General features: G+C 32.1%; 18 protein-coding genes, 9 pseudogenes and 1 riboswitch. Of the genes and pseudogenes, 5 read left to right on the top strand and 22 right to left on the bottom strand.

Annotation, left to right across the window (positions count from 1 at the left end):
- Positions 1-11: 11 nt before the first annotated feature.
- Positions 12-113, bottom strand: a riboswitch (purine riboswitch).
- 112 nt (positions 114-225) lie between these two features.
- From PWK10_RS17600 to tnpB, 7 genes and pseudogenes are all read right to left on the bottom strand, one after another.
- The gene (locus tag PWK10_RS17600) at positions 226-465 is read right to left on the bottom strand and encodes a hypothetical protein (protein ID WP_008909985.1); all 240 of its coding nucleotides are present in this window, start codon (positions 463-465) and stop codon (positions 226-228) included.
- Positions 462-602, bottom strand: coding sequence for a hypothetical protein (locus PWK10_RS17595; protein WP_274766926.1), 141 nt, complete (start codon positions 600-602; stop codon positions 462-464). Before PWK10_RS17595 ends, PWK10_RS17600 begins: the two co-directional genes overlap by 4 nt.
- Before the next feature lie 29 nt (positions 603-631).
- Positions 632-1,254 (bottom strand): annotated as a pseudogene (locus PWK10_RS17590) (DNA polymerase Y family protein).
- 41 nt (positions 1,255-1,295) lie between these two features.
- Positions 1,296-1,706, bottom strand: coding sequence for a DNA polymerase Y family protein (locus PWK10_RS17585; protein WP_274766925.1), 411 nt, complete (start codon positions 1,704-1,706; stop codon positions 1,296-1,298).
- A gap of 79 nt (positions 1,707-1,785) precedes the next feature.
- Positions 1,786-2,610, bottom strand: a complete 825-nt coding sequence (locus tag PWK10_RS17580; RefSeq protein WP_274766923.1) for a transglutaminase domain-containing protein — start codon at positions 2,608-2,610, stop codon at positions 1,786-1,788.
- A gap of 71 nt (positions 2,611-2,681) precedes the next feature.
- Positions 2,682-2,915, bottom strand: coding sequence for a hypothetical protein (locus PWK10_RS17575; protein WP_274766922.1), 234 nt, complete (start codon positions 2,913-2,915; stop codon positions 2,682-2,684).
- A 325-nt stretch (positions 2,916-3,240) separates the two neighbouring features.
- Positions 3,241-4,342: pseudogene (gene tnpB, locus PWK10_RS17570) on the bottom strand (IS200/IS605 family element RNA-guided endonuclease TnpB).
- A gap of 254 nt (positions 4,343-4,596) precedes the next feature.
- Between tnpB and PWK10_RS17565 the strand changes: the two are divergent.
- Both PWK10_RS17565 and PWK10_RS17560 read left to right on the top strand, forming a co-directional pair.
- Complete coding sequence (locus PWK10_RS17565) at positions 4,597-4,806, top strand: hypothetical protein (RefSeq protein ID WP_274766921.1); 210 nt, start codon at positions 4,597-4,599, stop codon at positions 4,804-4,806.
- A 95-nt stretch (positions 4,807-4,901) separates the two neighbouring features.
- Positions 4,902-5,306, top strand: coding sequence for a hypothetical protein (locus PWK10_RS17560; RefSeq protein WP_274766920.1), 405 nt, complete (start codon positions 4,902-4,904; stop codon positions 5,304-5,306).
- 12 nt (positions 5,307-5,318) lie between these two features.
- Here PWK10_RS17560 and panD read toward each other — a convergent pair.
- The 4 pseudogenes from panD to PWK10_RS17540 all read right to left on the bottom strand — a co-directional run bounded on the left by panD (position 5,319) and on the right by PWK10_RS17540 (position 8,237).
- Positions 5,319-5,692, bottom strand: a pseudogene (gene panD / locus PWK10_RS17555) (aspartate 1-decarboxylase).
- Between the two features lie 11 nt (positions 5,693-5,703).
- Positions 5,704-6,548 (bottom strand): annotated as a pseudogene (gene panC, locus PWK10_RS17550) (pantoate--beta-alanine ligase).
- An 11-nt stretch (positions 6,549-6,559) separates the two neighbouring features.
- Positions 6,560-7,394: pseudogene (gene panB / locus PWK10_RS17545) on the bottom strand (3-methyl-2-oxobutanoate hydroxymethyltransferase).
- A gap of 25 nt (positions 7,395-7,419) precedes the next feature.
- Positions 7,420-8,237, bottom strand: a pseudogene (locus PWK10_RS17540) (Rossmann-like and DUF2520 domain-containing protein).
- 258 nt (positions 8,238-8,495) lie between these two features.
- On the opposite strand from PWK10_RS17540, the gene PWK10_RS17535 reads away from it, so the two are divergent.
- Both PWK10_RS17535 and PWK10_RS17530 read left to right on the top strand, forming a co-directional pair.
- Positions 8,496-8,798, top strand: coding sequence for a hypothetical protein (locus PWK10_RS17535; protein ID WP_274766919.1), 303 nt, complete (start codon positions 8,496-8,498; stop codon positions 8,796-8,798).
- A gap of 343 nt (positions 8,799-9,141) precedes the next feature.
- The gene (locus PWK10_RS17530; protein WP_342455831.1) at positions 9,142-10,254 is read left to right on the top strand and encodes a SpoIID/LytB domain-containing protein; all 1,113 of its coding nucleotides are present in this window, start codon (positions 9,142-9,144) and stop codon (positions 10,252-10,254) included.
- On the opposite strand, the gene PWK10_RS17525 is transcribed toward PWK10_RS17530, so the two are convergent.
- The 11 genes and pseudogenes from PWK10_RS17525 to PWK10_RS17475 all read right to left on the bottom strand — a co-directional run bounded on the left by PWK10_RS17525 (position 10,186) and on the right by PWK10_RS17475 (position 16,433).
- A complete protein-coding gene (locus PWK10_RS17525) occupies positions 10,186-10,647 on the bottom strand; it encodes a phosphatase PAP2 family protein (protein ID WP_274766918.1) in 462 nt (153 codons plus the stop codon). The genes PWK10_RS17530 and PWK10_RS17525 overlap by 69 nt on opposite strands.
- A 145-nt stretch (positions 10,648-10,792) precedes the next feature.
- Positions 10,793-10,939 carry a hypothetical protein gene (locus PWK10_RS17520; RefSeq protein ID WP_274766917.1) on the bottom strand — a complete coding sequence of 49 codons (147 nt, stop codon included), beginning with the start codon at positions 10,937-10,939 and terminating at the stop codon, positions 10,793-10,795.
- An 83-nt stretch (positions 10,940-11,022) separates the two neighbouring features.
- Positions 11,023-11,688, bottom strand: coding sequence for a hypothetical protein (locus PWK10_RS17515; protein WP_008908306.1), 666 nt, complete (start codon positions 11,686-11,688; stop codon positions 11,023-11,025).
- 141 nt (positions 11,689-11,829) lie between these two features.
- Positions 11,830-12,855: a hypothetical protein gene (locus PWK10_RS17510; protein WP_274766916.1), complete on the bottom strand. Its 1,026-nt coding sequence runs from the start codon at positions 12,853-12,855 to the stop codon at positions 11,830-11,832.
- Positions 12,855-13,360, bottom strand: a pseudogene (locus tag PWK10_RS17505) (hypothetical protein). Before PWK10_RS17505 ends, PWK10_RS17510 begins: the two are co-directional and overlap by 1 nt.
- Before the next feature lie 455 nt (positions 13,361-13,815).
- The gene (locus PWK10_RS17500; protein WP_274766915.1) at positions 13,816-14,172 is read right to left on the bottom strand and encodes a hypothetical protein; all 357 of its coding nucleotides are present in this window, start codon (positions 14,170-14,172) and stop codon (positions 13,816-13,818) included.
- A 32-nt stretch (positions 14,173-14,204) separates the two neighbouring features.
- Positions 14,205-14,330 (bottom strand): helix-turn-helix domain-containing protein, encoded by a 126-nt coding sequence (locus PWK10_RS17495; protein ID WP_274766914.1) that lies wholly within the window; start codon positions 14,328-14,330, stop codon positions 14,205-14,207.
- 53 nt (positions 14,331-14,383) lie between these two features.
- Positions 14,384-14,985 (bottom strand): annotated as a pseudogene (locus PWK10_RS17490) (sensor histidine kinase).
- A 53-nt stretch (positions 14,986-15,038) separates the two neighbouring features.
- Positions 15,039-15,287, bottom strand: a complete 249-nt coding sequence (locus PWK10_RS17485; protein ID WP_274766913.1) for a hypothetical protein — start codon at positions 15,285-15,287, stop codon at positions 15,039-15,041.
- 127 nt (positions 15,288-15,414) lie between these two features.
- Positions 15,415-15,759 carry a hypothetical protein gene (locus PWK10_RS17480; protein WP_274766912.1) on the bottom strand — a complete coding sequence of 115 codons (345 nt, stop codon included), beginning with the start codon at positions 15,757-15,759 and terminating at the stop codon, positions 15,415-15,417.
- Between the two features lies 1 nt (position 15,760).
- A pseudogene (locus tag PWK10_RS17475) lies at positions 15,761-16,433 on the bottom strand (response regulator transcription factor).
- Positions 16,434-16,543: 110 nt separating this feature from the next.
- Here PWK10_RS17475 and PWK10_RS17470 point away from each other — a divergent pair.
- Positions 16,544-17,863, top strand: coding sequence for an urease accessory protein UreH domain-containing protein (locus tag PWK10_RS17470; RefSeq protein ID WP_342455830.1), 1,320 nt, complete (start codon positions 16,544-16,546; stop codon positions 17,861-17,863).
- The last annotated feature ends 10 nt before the right edge of the window (positions 17,864-17,873 follow it).

Below are 17,873 nucleotides of genomic sequence, written 5' to 3'. Positions count from 1 at the left end.
GAGCTAGATGGCAATACCCCTAGCTCATCCATAGTCGAAGGGTTTACGGCCCCTCGGTAGAGACTCCTAAGCCATATCCTTAGGATTATATGGATGGCCTAAATCACATTTACTATAATATCATGGCAACTAAAAATAGTCAACTTTTTTATTGGATTTTATGTATAGTTCGTTAATGTATAAAATTTATAAAACATAATTTATTGTATAATTCGTATTTCTTAGTCATATCTTCTCCATATACCATTTATTGCTTTCCACCTCCCATCTTAGCTCTATTGGGTCCTGCCTCCCCTCTACCAAGCATATATAAATATAGCAATCCCTTAAGTTTCTCCTTTCCTTGAAGACTTTAATTACCTTGTTTATCTTAATATTGCCCCTGCTTGATGATATAAACATAGGGTTTACATTATTCTTTTCAAACAAGACTATTGCATCTACAATTTCTCTAACCATCTTCATATCTGTCCACCACCTTTGTTGTAGGATTGCATAGGAATCCACTCCTCATCAGAAACTATTTTTATCATTCTATAGCTTTCATTGGTTAAAAGCTTTGCTCTTATGACGGAATTATATCCATATTTTTCTCTAATCAAGTCTATGCATTTGTCTATTTTTTCATATTTTATTTTTTGTCATCATCAAATATACTTATCTGCTTAAAATCATCGCACCTTTTAAGCCCTGTTATTCTAACACCTAAAAGCCTTAAAGGTCTTCCATCCCAAGTTTCATTAAATAGTTTCATGGAAGATTTATATATTTCATATGTAATATCCGTAAAAAACACAGTTTTCTCTGTCTTATTATTGTTGTAAAGTCTGAATATCTTATAATAATTTCAATGATACTTCCTTCCAGTCCATGTTCTCTGAGCCTTTTACCTACACTTTCAGAAAGAGCCATTAAAACCTCGGATGCTTCCTCCATATTAACAACGTTCCTCGGCGTAGTTATGGAATTACCTATGCCTTTGATTTGCCTTGAATTAGGGTTTACTTTAGAGTCATCTATTCCGTTAGCAAATTTCCAAAGGTATCTGCCAACCTTTCCAAACTTATCTTCTATAACAGACATAGGCATATTGGCAAGATCGCCTATTGTAAATATACCAATATTATTGAGTTTTCTTTTCATTCTCCTTCCAACGCCAAACAAATCTTCAACTGGAAGGGGCCATATTTTTTCTTTAATATCCTCCGGTTCTATTACCGTTGTAGCATCAGGCTTTTTAAGGTCCGAAGCCATTTTAGCCATAAGTTTACAATAAGAAACACCTATGCTGGCTGTTATCTTAAGTTCCCTTTTATCCTTTCCCTTATAGTATCGGCAATTTTTTTAGCATCACCAAATAGCCTTTCACACCCAGTAACATCTAGCCAAGCCTCATCAATGCTAAATACCTCAACATCCGGAGTATAATCCCGTAAAATGTCCATTACTCTATTAGAATAATCCATGTAGTCTTTAAAATGAGGTTTAATAAAAATAATATTAGGACATAAATTTCTAGCCTCCTGAATTGTCATACCGGTTCTAATACCAAATTTCCTTGCTTCGTAAGAGGCCGTTAATATAATGCCGTTTCTTTTGTCCTTATCTCCTGCCACTGCAATAGCCTTCCCCTTTAAACTTTCATCCTTCGCCTCTTCAACAGAAGCATAAAAAGCATTAAGATCTACATGCAAAATCCTTCTCACATCACCACCACCCGAACATTTGTTCGCATTTATATTATACACCTTTTTTAAAAAATAAAAGAAAAAAGAGGCTAACGCCTCATTTTAAAGGTGTATATGGAATTGTAGATGATTTTGGATATCGTGTTCTGTCAAAGCTATGGTCAATTAAAATCTGATTATCAGTGACGTTAAAATATCTATAGGAAATTATATCCATTTCGCCACCGTTAACAACAGGATCATCAAAAGTAACATCAACATGATACCACTGCCCATCCAACTTTACTAAGTTCCAAGCATGGGGGACTCCATTTGCAAAGCCATAAACTATCTTATTTTCAATTCCCGCCATTCTCAAAAGTATATTAAAAGCCGTAGCATATCCATCGCAGACAGCAATACCTTTTATGAGAGCTCCATAGGATGTATGGGATTCATCTGGAACAGTATTTTTTATAACATTTGCATAATCATATTTGGTATTACTTACAAGATAATCATGAATGGCAAGTTCCTTTTCATATTCCGACATATTATCATTGATTATCCTGCTTAAAATATCCTTTGCCTTTATTTCTACATGCTGACGCATATATTTAATATTATTCCTTGGGAAGGTATAATTTATTAAGACCACAACATTTGAACCAAAAGATATATATCCGTAGGATTTAATATAATATAATTCACCATAATCCTCCAAAACCTTAGTTATATAGTCAAAAACTATACTTGGTTTTTCAAATATCATAGCATCGGCAAACTGAAGATAAATCCTGTCGCTTAAATTATAAAGTTCATCTTTAATAGCATTATATAAATCTGACCTATTTTTTAAAACATATTTTTGACTAGGATACCTATACTGTGATAAATCATTATATTTAAAAGTAAAATCTACTATAACTTGATTTGGAATCAAACCATGCTGATATACCTTATAGGAAAAACCAGTTAAAAAGAAACTTGAACTTGATAAATCTAAAGAGTCTATTATCCTTTCAAAATTATAGTTTTTGTATATCCGTTTATCTTTATAGATGTTGAAGTAATTCCAGATTTTATTACTTTAAGCAAAATATCATCAAATTCTCTCCTTGTGTTTGCTACATAATTTGCATCCTTATATTTAACATAAATATAAGTTAAATTCCTTGATTTCTTCACCGTTTTTACGTTCGTTACTATATACTTTGCATTCTTATACGTCAACATTATTTTTTTCACATTTCCATTTATATTAAATTTTGTATAATCATAGCCAGATAATTTTATGGTATTTTTTTGTGCAGGAGAGAATATTTTAATGAGTCATAAAACTTGTTATAATATTTATTTGATGATGCTTTAATATCTATATTAAATAGAAAAAGAATATAAAGCAAAATAAAAACACCCTTTTTTCAAATTCCCATCTCCTTAAAGCATAGGTTTAAAACTATTTTATATTGAACCTCCCACGACTAAAGTCGGGGATTCCTGCTTCATCAACCTCGTAACCTACTATCTCCACAGGCGTTAATTCGGGTAGTCCCTACCCTACTGTTTTTACTTATGCTATACCTAATATGCTCTTTCCTTCTTTTAATATATTTTTACTTGCATTTACATCTCTATCATGGACTGTCCTACATATTGGACATTCCCACTCCCTTACGTTTAAGTCTTTTACTTCTTCATTTTTATAACCACATACATTACATATTTGACTCGATGGATAAAACATATCTACTTTTACTATTGTTCTTCCATACCATAATGCTTTATATTCAAGCATGTTTACAAATTTTGACCATGCTACATCTGATATGGACTTTGATAGTTTGTTATTTCTTAACATATTCTTAACCTTTAAGTCCTCCAAAATTATAACTTGGTTTTCGTTTATAATTTTAGAGGACAACTTTTGCAAAAATCTTCCCTTTGGTTTCTTATCTTCTCATGTATTTTTGCTACTTTCTTAGCTTGTTTCTTATAGTTACTACTATCTAATTGTTTTTTAGAAAGCTTCCTTTGTTCCTTAATAAGTCTTTTTTCTAACTTTATAAGATATTTAGGATTGGATATTTTGTTACCTTCACTATCTATCAGAAAATGCTTTACTCCTAAATCTATACCGATTACTTTGTTAGTTTTAGACTTTTCTGTAGTTTTTTCTATACTACAACAAATTGAAACAAAATATTTCCCCGTTGGAGTTCTACTTATAGTTGCATTTAGTATTTTACCCTCTACTTCCATTGATTTTACAAACTTTACCCAGCCTAATTTAGGTAGTTTGATTTTGTTTCCTTTAATTTCAATGTTGTTATTTGTAAATGTTGTTCTATAGCTTTGGTATTTACATTTCTTTGACTTAAACTTTGGATAATTTGCTCTACCTTCAAAAAATTCTTAAATGCTTTGTCTAAGTCTTTGAGCGAATTTTGAAGTGCAAACTTATCTGCTTCTTTTAGCCATGTATTAGTTTGTTTAAGTTTAGTTAAGTCAGCAGAACATTTGTTATAATTAAATGTTATCCCTTTAGTTTTATATTCTTCTTCTCTTTTAGCAAGGTAGTAGTTATATACAAACCTAACACAACCAAAGGTTTTATTTATGAGCTCTATTTGTTGTTTATTAGGATAAAGCCTAAATTTAAAAGCTTTTTCCATACTTTCACCTCATAGTTATTGTAACATATGTTGTTACACAAAACAAACTTTTAACTAATATAAGTTGTAATACACAAATAATATATGTTATTATTAAAGCGTCCTTACTCATGACTAAAGTCACGAGTAAGGACGCTTTAATAATCAAAACTGAGAAGGTTCAACTGGAATTTGTAGATAATTTATTTTACATATTTTACTAAATAATTATCACACAAAACGCAATTATAATCAACTACTAAAGAGGTGAAAAAATGGGAATTTATGTTGATATAGATTTAGATTTTCTAATAAAACCCATAAAACAAGAAGGTGAAAACAACAAAAGATTATATAAAGGTGAAGGCTGTTTTATAGATGATATTTATAACTTTGTATCCAACCTACAAAACCATGGTTTGCTAAACTCAAAGGAAAAAAATTTTTTACAAACCATAAAAAGTCCTACACATATTGGTGGATAAAAAGAACTACAAATAATACCGTAATCCACATCGATGCCCACAGCGACCTTTATAGAAATAAACAAAAGGATCTTACCCTATTAAAGGATTTAGATATGAACTGCGACGACTATATGTGGTATGCCATCAGGGACGGTTTTATAAATGAAATTTACTGGGTTGTTCCTGATAATTCATATGATTTAAAGGACGAGAAGGTCTACAAAAAATTTGTCCCTCAAAATCTCTTAAAATCATTAGTAGTTGAAGAAAATCTAATCCACTATACCTTTGATGTTTTAACAAGGGTTGGTGAACAAACTATAGATTATTTTGTATTAACCTTTGATAAGCTTCCCTATTTTGAAAATATCGACCTTATAACAGCCGCAACATCACCTGAATTTTACTCTGAAAAGGCAGATGAATATATTTTTAAGGCTTTATATCTTTTGGGAGCTAAGGAGGAGGAAATTGAAAGGATAAAAAATTTTCACCTAGATATAACAAAAGCACCCTAAGGGGTGCTTAAACTATTTTTTAGGCTCCTCATGTAAGAATTCTACTATTTTGTTATTCTCATCAACAAGAACAATCTTAGGCTTTAGGTTTTTGCTTCCTTTTCATCAACAAAGCAATAGGCCATTATTATAATCTTATCCCCTGGATGAACAAGCCTTGCGGCTGCTCCATTAAGGCAGATATCTCCTTTACCTCTTTCACCTTTAATTACATAGGTATCTAGCCTTTTACCATTATTTATATTAACTATTTGGACCCTTTCATTTTCCAATATTCCTACCGCATCCATAAGATCTTCATCTATGGTTATACTTCCTACGTAGTTTAAATTGGCTTCAGTGACAGTAGCTCTGTGTATCTTAGATTTTAACATATTTAAAAGCATAGTCATCCTCCTTATGCTCTAACAACTGTATTATCTATTAACCTTGTTTTTCCAATCTTTACTGCAAGAGCTATTAAAACTTCTCCTTCTACTTTATCTACAGGCTTTAAATTTTGATTGTCGACAAATTCCACATAATCTATTACAGCATCCTTTGAGGTTTTAATTAAATTTACCATCTCATCCTTTATCCTTTTTACATCCCTTTCACCATCTATTATCATTTTCTCCGCAAGCTTTAGGGATTTATAAAGAACAAGGGCTTGTTTTCTTTCATCTTCATTAAGATAGGTATTCCTTGAACTCATAGCAAGGCCATCCTCTTCCCTAACTATAGGGCAAGGAACTATTACTACATCCATATTCAAATCCATTACCATTCTTTTAATTACCGCAAGCTGCTGAGCATCTTTTTGCCCAAAATATGCCCTTGTTGGTTTTACAATATTAAAAAGCTTAGTTACAACCGTTGCAACGCCTCTAAAATGTCCTGGCCTTGAGGCACCACAAAGCCCCTCAGTTAAGTTTAAAACTTCAACGTATGTTGAATAGTTTTCTCCATACATATCCTCCCTCTCGGGAATAAACACTATATCGCATCCTGCTGCTTCACATATTTTTTATCCCTTTCCTCATCCCTTGGGTATCTATCGTAATCCTCATTAGGGCCAAATTGAGTGGGATTAACAAAAATGCTTACCACAACAATATCATTTTCCCTTCGTGCCCTTTCTATAAGGCTTTTATGTCCATCGTGAAGATATCCCATGGTAGGAACAAATCCAATAGTTTTTCCTTCCTTTAAAAGCTCCTTTGCTTTATTCTGCATTTTTATTACACTTCTTATTATTTCCATCCTTAAACCTCCTAATAAAGCCTTTTTATTTCTTCCACTATGTCTTTGTCTATTTTAAATGAGTGAGAATCCTCTGGGAAATCTCCCCTTCGAACCTCCTCAATATATTCCTTTATTGCTCCCTTAATTTCATCGCCAAGATTTCTATATTTTTTACAAATTTAGGAACAAAGTCGCTGAAAAGTCCCAGCATATCGTTAACAACAAGTATTTGTCCGTCGCAGTATTTACCTGCACCTATTCCAATAGTAGGGATTGATATGGATTCCGTAATTAATTTTGCAACCTCATCTGGAACTGCCTCTAAAACAATCGCAAAAACTCCTGCGTCTTCTAAGTATTTTGCATCATCTATGAGCTTTTTTATACTCTCCTTAGTCTTTCCTTGAACTTTGAATCCCCCAAGCATATTTACCGACTGAGGAGTCAATCCAATATGGCCCATAACCGGAATTTGAGCCTTTATTATCGCCTTTACCTTATCTAAAACCTCAATTCCACCTTCTAGTTTTACAGCATGACATCCTCCTTCTTGAATTAACCTTCCTGCATTTTTTATAGATTCTTTAATTGATATATGATAGGATAAAAAGGCATATCCCCAACTATAAGGGCATTTTTCGCCCCTCTTGCAACTGCCTTTATGTGATGAACCATATCATCGACGGTAACTGATAAGGTGTTTTCATATCCAAGAGCCACCATACCCAATGAATCACCAACTAAAATCCCATCTATCCCTGCTTCATCTATAAGTTTTGCCATAGAATAATCATAGGCCGTAAGCATAGTAAGCCTTTGTCCCTTTTGTTTTGCTTCTTTAAAACTTGATACTGTCCTTTTCATATTTCTTCACTCCTTAGTAAAAATTCTATTTCATCAAGATTTTTGCCTTTTCATCATCACAAGATTTCTCCCTTTCAATACCAAGGGCAACAAGTCCGAGTTTTTTATAAATATCCTTATACTCCCTTAAACTCTTTAAATGCATATTTATCGTTTTATAATCCCCTCTAACAATAGGTCCCGTCAAGGCATCCTCTATCCCCTTTTCCTTTATATTTAAAAGGGCCCCTCCATCAAGGGATAAATAGCATCTATAATAAATTCTTCCTTGATTCCACATTCTAAAAGTAAATCTTTAGCAATTTTTGATATGGCAACTAAATAGTTTGACGCAAAAACTGCCGCTGCATGATACTTTACCTTATCTTGTTTGTTCAAAAGAAAATATTTAAGATCTGCTCTGTCTAAAAATTCTTTTATATTCTCTATATTTTCCCCTTCTAAGGAAAATATAACTTTATTCAATTTGTCATAGCAATTTTTATCTGTAAAGGGATATAAGGGATGAAAAGAATATGAATCTACGCCTAAGTCCATGCTTCCATTAAAAACATCAGAGCTTAGGCATCCGCTCATGTGAAATATTTTCTTTCCTTTAATATTGAATTTCTTAAGATTTTCCCAAACTTCTGATATGGCACCATCCGGTGTTGTTATGAATATGTAGTTTGATTCCTCTGCAAGTTCCTGAATTGAAAGAACACTAGACTTAGTAAACTCAGCAGCCTTTCTTGCTGAGTCTTCTGTCCTGCTAAAATACCCTGTAATTTTAAAACCCTTTTCATAAAGATAGCGTCCAAAGGCAGAACCTACCTTTCCAGCGCCAATAAAACCGATTTTCATATAAAACACCTCTTTTTATAAAGTCCCACTCCAAAAGGATGTAGGCTAAAATTATTTTAGCATTTTTTTTATAAACAACAATAAAAATTCCCTTTAATAAAGTAAAATATTATTGTAAAATAAATACAGTAAAAGTTTGAGGTGATGATATGAGAAGAAAAAGGAAAAGCAAAAGTCCTTTAAGATATATAATCCCATTAACATTTGTTTTGCTATCAATCCTTGCATATTTTCTATTTTTTTCCCAGTTGACATCGATTGTGGTCTTGTTGTAGAAAAAAGGAACTTAAAAATTATTACAGATTAAAAATAATTTATGATAAAAACATAAAATGGGTAAACATAAAGAAAAAGGATTTTATCGATGCGGCAGCTTATAAAATAAAGTTAAAGGGGATTAGAACTGTCTATTTTAAGCCTTTGAAATCAATATCAGGCAAGGTATATTCTAAAGATATAAATAATATAAATATCGATGACACTATATATAAAATATCCCAAAATATAAATTATTATATAAAAGACAACGATAATTATAAACTGGCCAAAAAAGCTTTTTAATAGTTGGCCAATCGAGTTATCAATTTATATTGGATGAAGATACTATTAAAGCAATTATCCTTACCGAATTCCCTATTATAGATAAAATACGAGTTGGTCTATCAACCTATAACTTTTCCTCCTATGACCATAACCTTATTACAATTACATCCAAAAAGGCTTTAGGATATATTCTAAGGACTTTGAAATAGATGTTAAGAAAAAGAAATTGCAAGCTTTAGAGTATTAGGCAATAAAATAAAAATACTTATTGAATCTCCTAAAGATTCTTATCAAAAAGAAAGGACATGATAATAACCGATAAAAGGATTTTCATTTCATCTGAAAATCCTGTGTTTATTACATCCTTAAAAGAGAAAACGGATATACTCCCGAATATTATGGAAATTTAGAAATATTCCTAAAGGACAAAAGCCTTAGAATTATAAACGAAATAAATATAGAGGATTATTTAAAATACGTCGTCCCATCTGAAATGCCTGGATACGGCGGAATAGAAGGATATAAGGTTCAGTCGGTGGCAGCAAGGACCTATGCCCTATCTGAAATACTTGGTGGAAGATTTTCAAAACATGGTTTTAATATAGACGATACAACGCAAAGCCAAGTTTATAACGAAAGACCTACAAACGATCTTTGTATTAAAGCCATAGAAGAAACTAAAGGAGAAGTTTTAACTTATGATGGAAAAATCATAGACGCTAAATATTATTCAACCTCCTGCGGTTTAGGTGCAGCCTATGATGAGGTCTATCAAGAGGTTAAAAATTACAATCCAAAGCCATACTTAGATTTTAACAATTATACCGATCAGAATATAAGCGAAATATCCTCAGAAGAGAATGCCTCAAAATTTTTCAAGGATTGGACCGTTAAAGCTATAGATTCCTCTTCTCCTTATTTTAGGTGGAAGGTGTCCATCGATTATAGTGAACTAAATAAAGCAGTAAGCGAAAATATATATAATAGATATTTAAAGGATCCGGATAACATTAAGGAAAAATGGTTCCTTAACATATATAAAAAGGCAACATTATCCGAAGAAGGTATAGGAAAAATTAAGGATATTTATATATCAAAGCGTAGCAAAAGCGGAGTTCCACAGGAAATGATTATAATTACCGATAATAAACAGTATAAAATAATTGGTCCTTCAAATATAAAATTTATCATAACTCCAAAGGAATTTGATATTGAAACTATTTCTGGGTTAAAACTTAAAAATATTAAAAGTCTTCCTTCACCATTCTTTATAATAGATAGAATATATGGTCAGACACGAATTAAAAGTATAACCATATTTGGCGGTGGATATGGCCACGGTGTCGGAATGAGCCAATATGCTGCAATGAATCTTGCAAATTCAGGAAAAACATATCAAGAAATTCTAAATTACTTCTATAAAAATATTAAAATTCAAGACATTAACGAAGCTATAAAAAGCAGTATGGAATAAGGCACCTATTAAGGTGCCTTTATTCATTAATCTCAATAGAGGTTTTTGCCTGATTTTTTCAACTATAGCTGCATAATTTAAAGAATAATACATAATATATGCCAAAACCATTGCAGATAAAGCATCGTAAACGTAATGTTGTTTTATAAAAAGGGTAGATAAAATTATGGAAAAGGATATAACTGAAGATGTAATTTTTAATTTATATGAGATATTTTCTTCTCTGTTGATATAAACTGCTGCTAAAAAGGAATCTAAAACATGAATGCTCGGAAAACAATTATATGGGTTGTCCCTTTTATATATAAAATTTACAGCCTTTATAAATATATCGTCCCCCTTAAGTAGAGGCCTTGGAACAGTTGTTGGAAAAAATAATATATAACAAAACATAAAGCCATTCCTATTATTATTCCAGAAAGAAGCTTAAAGTATTTTTTCCCGTCTGTTACAGCAAAATACACAAAGACAACAGCCATATAAATATACCAATAAAGATAGGGAACTACAAAATATTTATTAAAGGGGATTATAGTATCTAATGCTGTTTTAAGATGATATACCTTCCCCTATAGTTATTTAAAATAACATAAATCTTTGTAAGTCCTCCAATGGAAAGCAAAAACAGCAACCTTAAAGCTATTTCTTTATAATTTGTCTTGACCTTTTCTACTATCCTTTCCATAACCATCACCCTAAATTTTCAGCTTATATTATAATATACCACTTCTTCCCTCTTTGTGCAAATAAAAAGGCTGATATATCAGCCTACACAAACATCTTTTTATATTTATATCCAAGATAAATAGTATAGATCGATGTAAAGAGCATTATAATACCTAAAATGGTTGAGATTATAAAAAGTCCCTTAACAAATTCTAAGGATCTTCCATAGGTCTTTGAAAGATCTAATAAAAAACTATTAAAATTATTTCTAACAAGATAGGCATTTCTTATAATAATAACTGAATTTAAAATTGATATCGGCATAACTGATAACCCTAAAATAAGTCCGTTTAAGCTTCTTTTTCTCATTCCCTTTAACCCTAAAAATATAGGCAAAATCATAAGAAGAGGGAGTAAATAAGAAAGATACTGCGGGGCTAATAGCATAAAGAGCATACTGGTTATAGTAAAGCTCAAAGTAATCCTTCTTAAAGGCCTTATGTTATCGTTGAAATCATAAACTGCAGCATTACAGTATCTTATAAAAAGCTCCAATTTATTTTTAAAATCCTTATCCTCCTTTAATAAATCCTTCCCCATATTTAGGATGCTTTCATAAATTATCCTTTTTTCTTCTTTTACTTGAAGTTCTTTATAACTTTCCTTTATAGCGTCAATATCCTTTAAATATTTATCGCTATTTTTTAAATTACTCCTTTGAAGTTTTATTTTAATATCATCTAAGAGCTTTAATAAGTTTTTATCCATATAATCCCTCCAAAAATGCCTCCCTTTTGGGAGGCATTTTATTATTTGCTATGCTTTAAAAGTGAACTTAAAGTAACACCAACAGCTACTATAATAACACCCCAAGCTAAAATCATGAAGGTTAATGCCGCACCTGACATATTAATCCCTCCTTACGAGGACTCTTCCCTCATAAATTTCCTGTCCATATTTCTTGCCGATATTTCTATAAGCCTGAATAAATCCAATGATTAAAACTGCAAACATTACAAATCTTGCAGCTAAAACCCATGGAACAAGTTGTGGTGTCTTTTCAACAAAGCTTGGTATCCACTTGAAGTATCCAGCCTTAAAGTAGTCTCTTGTTGAGAAACCAAGAAGTATTATTATTGAAACCGGAGTCAAGAATTGGATAAACACGTTGTAGAAGGTCTTTGATACCTTCCAGAAGCTTCCCTTGTTCATTTCTTCAAGTCCTTTTAATCCAAGAAGCCATCCAGTAACTATTACTTCAAGAAGTCCAAGAACTACAAGAAGATAACTTCCAACCCAGTTGTCAAGCTCTGTAAGGTATGCAAGGTCAGCTGTTTTTGTAAGGATTGGTTCAAGTCCAACTGGAAGTCCAAATATAATGTATATTACAAATACTAATACCGAACCTACTCTTCTTGGAACTCCAGCTTCCTCTTCAAGGAGGGCAACTAGATAATTATACATAGCTATAGCACTTGTAAAACCTGCAAAGAATAGTAGCAAGAACCAGAAGGTTCCAAATATTTGTCCTCCCGCCATTTGTCTGAATATATTTGGTAGGGCTATAAAGGACAAACCAACGCCCGCTCCTAATCCTTCAGGTCCTAAGAAGGTATAAGCTATAGGAATTGCGATTGTTCCGCCCAAAATAACCTCAGCAAGCTCATTTAATGAAACCGTTGCAAGTCCTGAAAGAACTATATCATCCTCAGGCTTTAAATAGGATGCGTAGTTTTGGATAATTCCCATACCAAGGGACAATGTAAAGAAAATCTGTCCTGCTGCAGCAAGGGCTGCTGTCCAGTTAAGATCCTGCCATCTTGGTGACCAGATATAGTTAAGTCCTGCAATTGGAGTCCATTCGGGCTTAACTGGGGCACCAAGGGTTAGAGTTCTTATTATCAAAATAATACCAAACACATAAATAGTTGGCATCATGAATTTTGCCCAAGCTTCAATACCTTTTGGATACCCCTCATAACTGCAAATCCTAATACAGCAAGGGCAATTAGCCAGAATACCATAACCTTTCCTGGACTTTGGATATACTTAACGAAATATTCACCAGTATTTATAGCCTTATCCATATAGCCGCCTGTTGCAGTTTCAAAGGCATATCCTAATGTCCAACCAATTATATGATTGTAATATGAGTTAAGAAGAACAGTAACTCCAAGGGCTAAGGCACCAGCAAGTCCACCAAGAATCCTTGCAACCTTTGGATTTGCGCCTTCCCTTGCCTGAAGGTAAACCATTGGTCCTAATGTTCCATGACCATATTTACCGCCATACCTTCCTTGATTCCACTCAACAAGCATTAGAGGAATACCAAGAAGTATAAGTGCTGCAAAGTATGGAATCATGAAGGCTCCTCCACCGTTTTTGCAGCCTGGTAAGGATATCTCCAGAAGTTTCCAAGACCTATCGCATTACCAGCCATTGCCAATATTAGTCCTAATTTGCTTCCCCAGTTTTCTCTTTTTCGGACATTTACATCCCCCTGACTAATTTTTAAACTTAAAAATAATAATACTTCATTTTTCAGAATAATTCAATATTTAAAATTTGTAAAATTTTATTAATTAAACTACTTTGTTACGAAAATAACGTCAGAAAATATCAAAAGGGGGCAGAATATGTTCGTCAAGTATGCATAATTCTCTTAAAAATCCCGATGTTTCAAATATTTGTTATACTTTTTTAGTAAATATTTAATTTATAATATTAATAAAAATTAAAAAAGATGCTAAAAAGTTAACATTATAAATCTATTTCTAACTTTAAACATTTACCTACCACTTGTGAAAGATTTAACATCTAAAGTTTCAGTTTTTAAATCATTGCCATGACTTACCAATAATACTTTATTTGCATCAAGCCTTTTTAACTGCCTTATCATTCTTTTTTATCAATCTCTATTAGACATATAGAGTTATTTTCTATTTCAGAGGTTTTAAAAATCATTATATTATCTCCCTTTAATATCCTAAATCCCCTCATTGAATCGTCTGGAGCCTTTATGAAAATTATTTTCTCAGCATTATATCCCTCAATCTTTTTATCGATTATAGGAAGCATTTTGTATTCATATATCTCTTTAAAATAAACATCACACACGGGAATTTTCTTTAATATATTTGAAAAAGCCTCCTCCATCTCTTTATTTACTGGAAGGTTTTCATAATCCTTTATATTTTCAACTGGTTCAACAACTTCATCATATAAATCTTCATTCAAACTAACATTTAGCAATTTCTCAATCCTTTTTATCATATCCTCGCTAATTATTTTTTCCCCATTTCTATTTCCATTATATAGTTTGGAGAAACACCAAGCTTTTTAGCAAGTTCTTTTACACTGATTGAAGATCTATTTCTTGCCTCTTCAATTCTTTTACCTATCCTATTCATATCGTCACCCCATTTTTGTATTTATTATTCTTATTATAACAAAAATAAAAAATTTATTTATAGGGCAGCTTTATAATAAACTCGGTTCCCTTATTCAATTCGCTTTTTACTGATATTTCACCGTTATGCATGTTAATAATCCTTTTTACAATAGAAAGGCCAATACCAGCTCCCCCTGTTTTTTTATTCCTTGATTGATCTACCCTATAAAATCTTTCAAATATATATGGTAAATCTTTTTAGGAATTCCTATACCATCATCTTTTATTCTAATAAAAACGCCTTCACTAGTTCCTTTGAGCTCAATATAAATTTTGCCACCTTCCCTTGAATATTTAATTGCATTTGATAACAAATTTATAATAACTTGTGTGATTTTATCTTTATCTGCATATAAAAACACATCTTCAAGGTGAGTTTCTAAAACTAATCTTTTATCTAAAAGACTTTTTTCGAAATTTAAGGTTATGCTCTTTATCAAATCCCTTAAATTTAGTTCATGTTTTTCAATTCTTTCCTCGATTTCATATTCTGCAAGAAGTTTAATATCCCCGATTAACTTATTCAATCTTTCTATTTCCTCAAGACAGCTTCTTAATCTATCCTCTGTCGGCTGCCAAATCCCATCAAGCATAGCCTCCACATGGCTCTTTATGGTTGTTATGGGCGTTCTAAGTTCATGAGATATGTCCTGGGTTAATCTTTTTCTTAATTTTTCCTGTTCATCAAGCTTTTTGAAAGTAAATTTATTGCGTTGATTAATTCATCTATCTCCAAAATTTCAGATTTATAATCTAAACTTTTAAATTCCCCCCTCGACAGTAAGTTCGTAGAATCTGAGACTTTCATAATTGGAGTTGCTATACTCTTAGAAATCAAACTACCAAATAAAAGTGCAAATAGTATAGCTAAAATAGAAACAACAATAGAAACCCCATTTAAAGTATTTAAGAACATTATATCATTATCTGTATAATAGTAGGGGCCATAATATCCTATATATAAAGTTGCAATAAATTGATCCTCTGAGTAGATTTTTTTATTTCCTCCTTATATCCACCATTAAAATTTGGATACCTTTTCATCATAATTTTTGAATAATGGTCAAGTATATTTTGGCATTGCCCGCTATTGTGAAGATGAGCATCCCAAATAACTCTCCCTGATTATCTACAAGCTTTAGTATCATACCATTTTCTAATGCAGATACACCTATGCTTTCAATGGATTTTACGTCCCATTTTCCGTCTTTATATTCCTCTTTAACTGAATTCAAAATCTCTATTGTTTTATTATTTATGTTATTGATAATATAATCCCTAAACTGCCTTTCCAAAATATAATTAGTTAATATAATAATAAGAAGAATACTAAAAATGCTAAGCATTAGATGAGACAAAGTTAATTGCCTTTTTAAGCTTTTTTTCATTCTATTCACCACCAAATTTGTAACCTAATCCTCTTATCGTTTTTATATATTTGGGGTATTTAGGGTCCTCCTTTAACTTGTGCCTTAAATTCTTTATATGGGTATCTATTGATCTATCGTATCCGTCATAATCCATTCCAAACACGTTGTTTATAAGCTCCTCCCTTGTAAAAACCTTTTTTGCATTTTTGCCATAGTAATTAGTATCTTAAATTCTGTTGGTGTCAAATCTATTTCCTCCCCATTTAATTTAACTCTGCGTCCTTCACAGTCTATTTCCAAACCTTCATAAATTATTAAGGGTAAAACCTCATCCTTTGACCTTTAATAAGTGCCTTTACCCTTGCAACAACTTCCTTGGGGCTAAAGGGTTTTGTTACATAATCATCTGCTCCAATATCAAATCCCTTTAAAATGTCCTCTTCCATAGACTTTGCTGTAAGCATTAATATAGGAACTTTTGATTCTTTTCTTATCCTTTTGCAAACCTCCTCCCCTGTAAGATCAGGGAGCATAAGGTCAAGTATTATTATATCAGGCTGTTTTTCTAAGTAAGCCTGTAACCCTTTAAGTCCTGAAGCTTCTGTAAATACAATATATCCTTCCTTTTTTAAATAAGCCTCTAAAACATCGACTATTTTATATTCGTCTTCAATTATAAGCACCTTGTTCATGTGCCCACCTCCTAAATTTATATTAACCTAATTTTATGAACTTTTGTTGAAGATTCTTCATAAAAACACACAAAAATTTATTAATATGTTTTTGGAGGTGGTAAGATGGGATAAGAATCCATAGAATCAAAGTCAACGATATGACGTGTTCCTCATGTGAAAGGAAGATAGAAAATGAAATAAGAAAACTTGATGGAATCACTTTTGTTAAGGCAAGCTATAAAATGGGAGATGTTACTGTCGAGTTTGATGACTCACTATGTAATCTTGAAAAGGTTAAAATTGCTATCAAAAAGGCTGGTTACAGCGTTGAAGTCGATAACGTAGAAAAAATTTTAGAACTTGTTGTATTAATCTTAATCATGGTTCTTTTATACAGGCTTTCCAATATGTTTAATATAACCTCCGCCCTTGAAGGGGAGGTAACATATTTAATCCTATTCATTATTGGAATATTTACATCCCTCCATTGCGTAGGAATGTGCGGAGGAATAATGCTAAGCCAAACATTTAGTTTTCATGGAAATAATAGGTTTTCAAAGTTTCTTCCTGCAATTTTATACAATTCAGGCCGAGTTATTTCATATACAATACTGGGTGGGATAATAGGAGCTGTTGGTTCTATTTTTAGTCTAAGTCCTTATGCAAAGGCGTTTATAATGGCTTTAGCTGGCATCTTCATGATAATTATGGGGTTAAATTTTTTCGGGATAAAATTTTTAAGAGGGATATTATCGCCTGTCCACATTAAAGGAATCAAAGGTGGCAAAACCCCATTTATTGTTGGTTTATTAAATGGATTTATGCCCTGCGGTCCCCTTCAAGCTATGCAGCTTTATGCCCTTTCAACAGGAAGTTTTATAAAGGGTGCACTGTCAATGTTTGTTTTCTCCTTAGGAACCATTCCTATTATGTTAACTTTAGGCATTATATCCTCCTTAATTAACAAAAACTCCTCCCAGAAAATGTTTAAATACAGCGGTATTTTTGTGATGGTTTTAGGATTTATAATGCTATCAAGAAGTTTTGCCCTTGCTGGAATTAATATAAACCCATTAAAATATACTGCGCCAAACACTAAAGCTTCAGTCTCACAGTTCGAAAATGATGTCCAGGTAATAAGAATGGATGCCACATATAGCGGATATAATCCTAATGTTTTCATAGTTCAAAAGGGGATCCCTGTAAAATTTATAATCAACGGAAAAGAATTAACATCCTGCAACAATGCAATAGTTATACCCTCTTTAGGAATTGAAAGGGAGCTTACAAAGGGTGAAAACATAATTGAATTTACCCCACAAGAAGAAGGGGATATTGTATTTAGCTGCTGGATGGGGATGTTAAATGGAGTGATAAAAGTTGTAGATGACGTTTCATCAGTAAATCCTTCTGATGTTGTAATTCCAAATCAATTTGGCGGCGGCTGATGTTCAAACT

This window comes from Caloramator sp. Dgby_cultured_2 (genome assembly GCF_028872215.1).
GTDB lineage: Bacteria > Bacillota > Clostridia > Clostridiales > Caloramatoraceae > Caloramator > Caloramator australicus.
Note: the sequence above shows the minus strand (reverse complement) of the source record. Positions and strands in the feature narration are given on the sequence as shown.

Excerpts from the sequence above, each read along its gene's own strand:
- PWK10_RS17510 (WP_274766916.1), bottom strand. The coding sequence starts at position 12,855 with ATGCCAACTATTTATGTGTTTGGTATTATTTTGATAATAAGAACTCTA.
- PWK10_RS17600 (WP_008909985.1), bottom strand. The coding sequence starts at position 465 with ATGAAGATGGTTAGAGAAATTGTAGATGCAATAGTCTTGTTTGAAAAG.
- PWK10_RS17495 (WP_274766914.1), bottom strand. The coding sequence starts at position 14,330 with ATGAATAGGATAGGTAAAAGAATTGAAGAGGCAAGAAATAGATCTTCA.
- PWK10_RS17525 (WP_274766918.1), bottom strand. The coding sequence starts at position 10,647 with ATGTTTTGTTATATATTATTTTTTCCAACAACTGTTCCAAGGCCTCTA.
- PWK10_RS17565 (WP_274766921.1), top strand. The coding sequence starts at position 4,597 with ATGGGAATTTATGTTGATATAGATTTAGATTTTCTAATAAAACCCATA.
- PWK10_RS17485 (WP_274766913.1), bottom strand. The coding sequence starts at position 15,287 with ATGTTCTTAAATACTTTAAATGGGGTTTCTATTGTTGTTTCTATTTTA.
- PWK10_RS17515 (WP_008908306.1), bottom strand. The coding sequence starts at position 11,688 with ATGGATAAAAACTTATTAAAGCTCTTAGATGATATTAAAATAAAACTT.
- PWK10_RS17520 (WP_274766917.1), bottom strand. The coding sequence starts at position 10,939 with ATGGAAAGGATAGTAGAAAAGGTCAAGACAAATTATAAAGAAATAGCT.
- PWK10_RS17480 (WP_274766912.1), bottom strand. The coding sequence starts at position 15,759 with ATGAAAAAAAGCTTAAAAAGGCAATTAACTTTGTCTCATCTAATGCTT.
- PWK10_RS17560 (WP_274766920.1), top strand. The coding sequence starts at position 4,902 with ATGAACTGCGACGACTATATGTGGTATGCCATCAGGGACGGTTTTATA.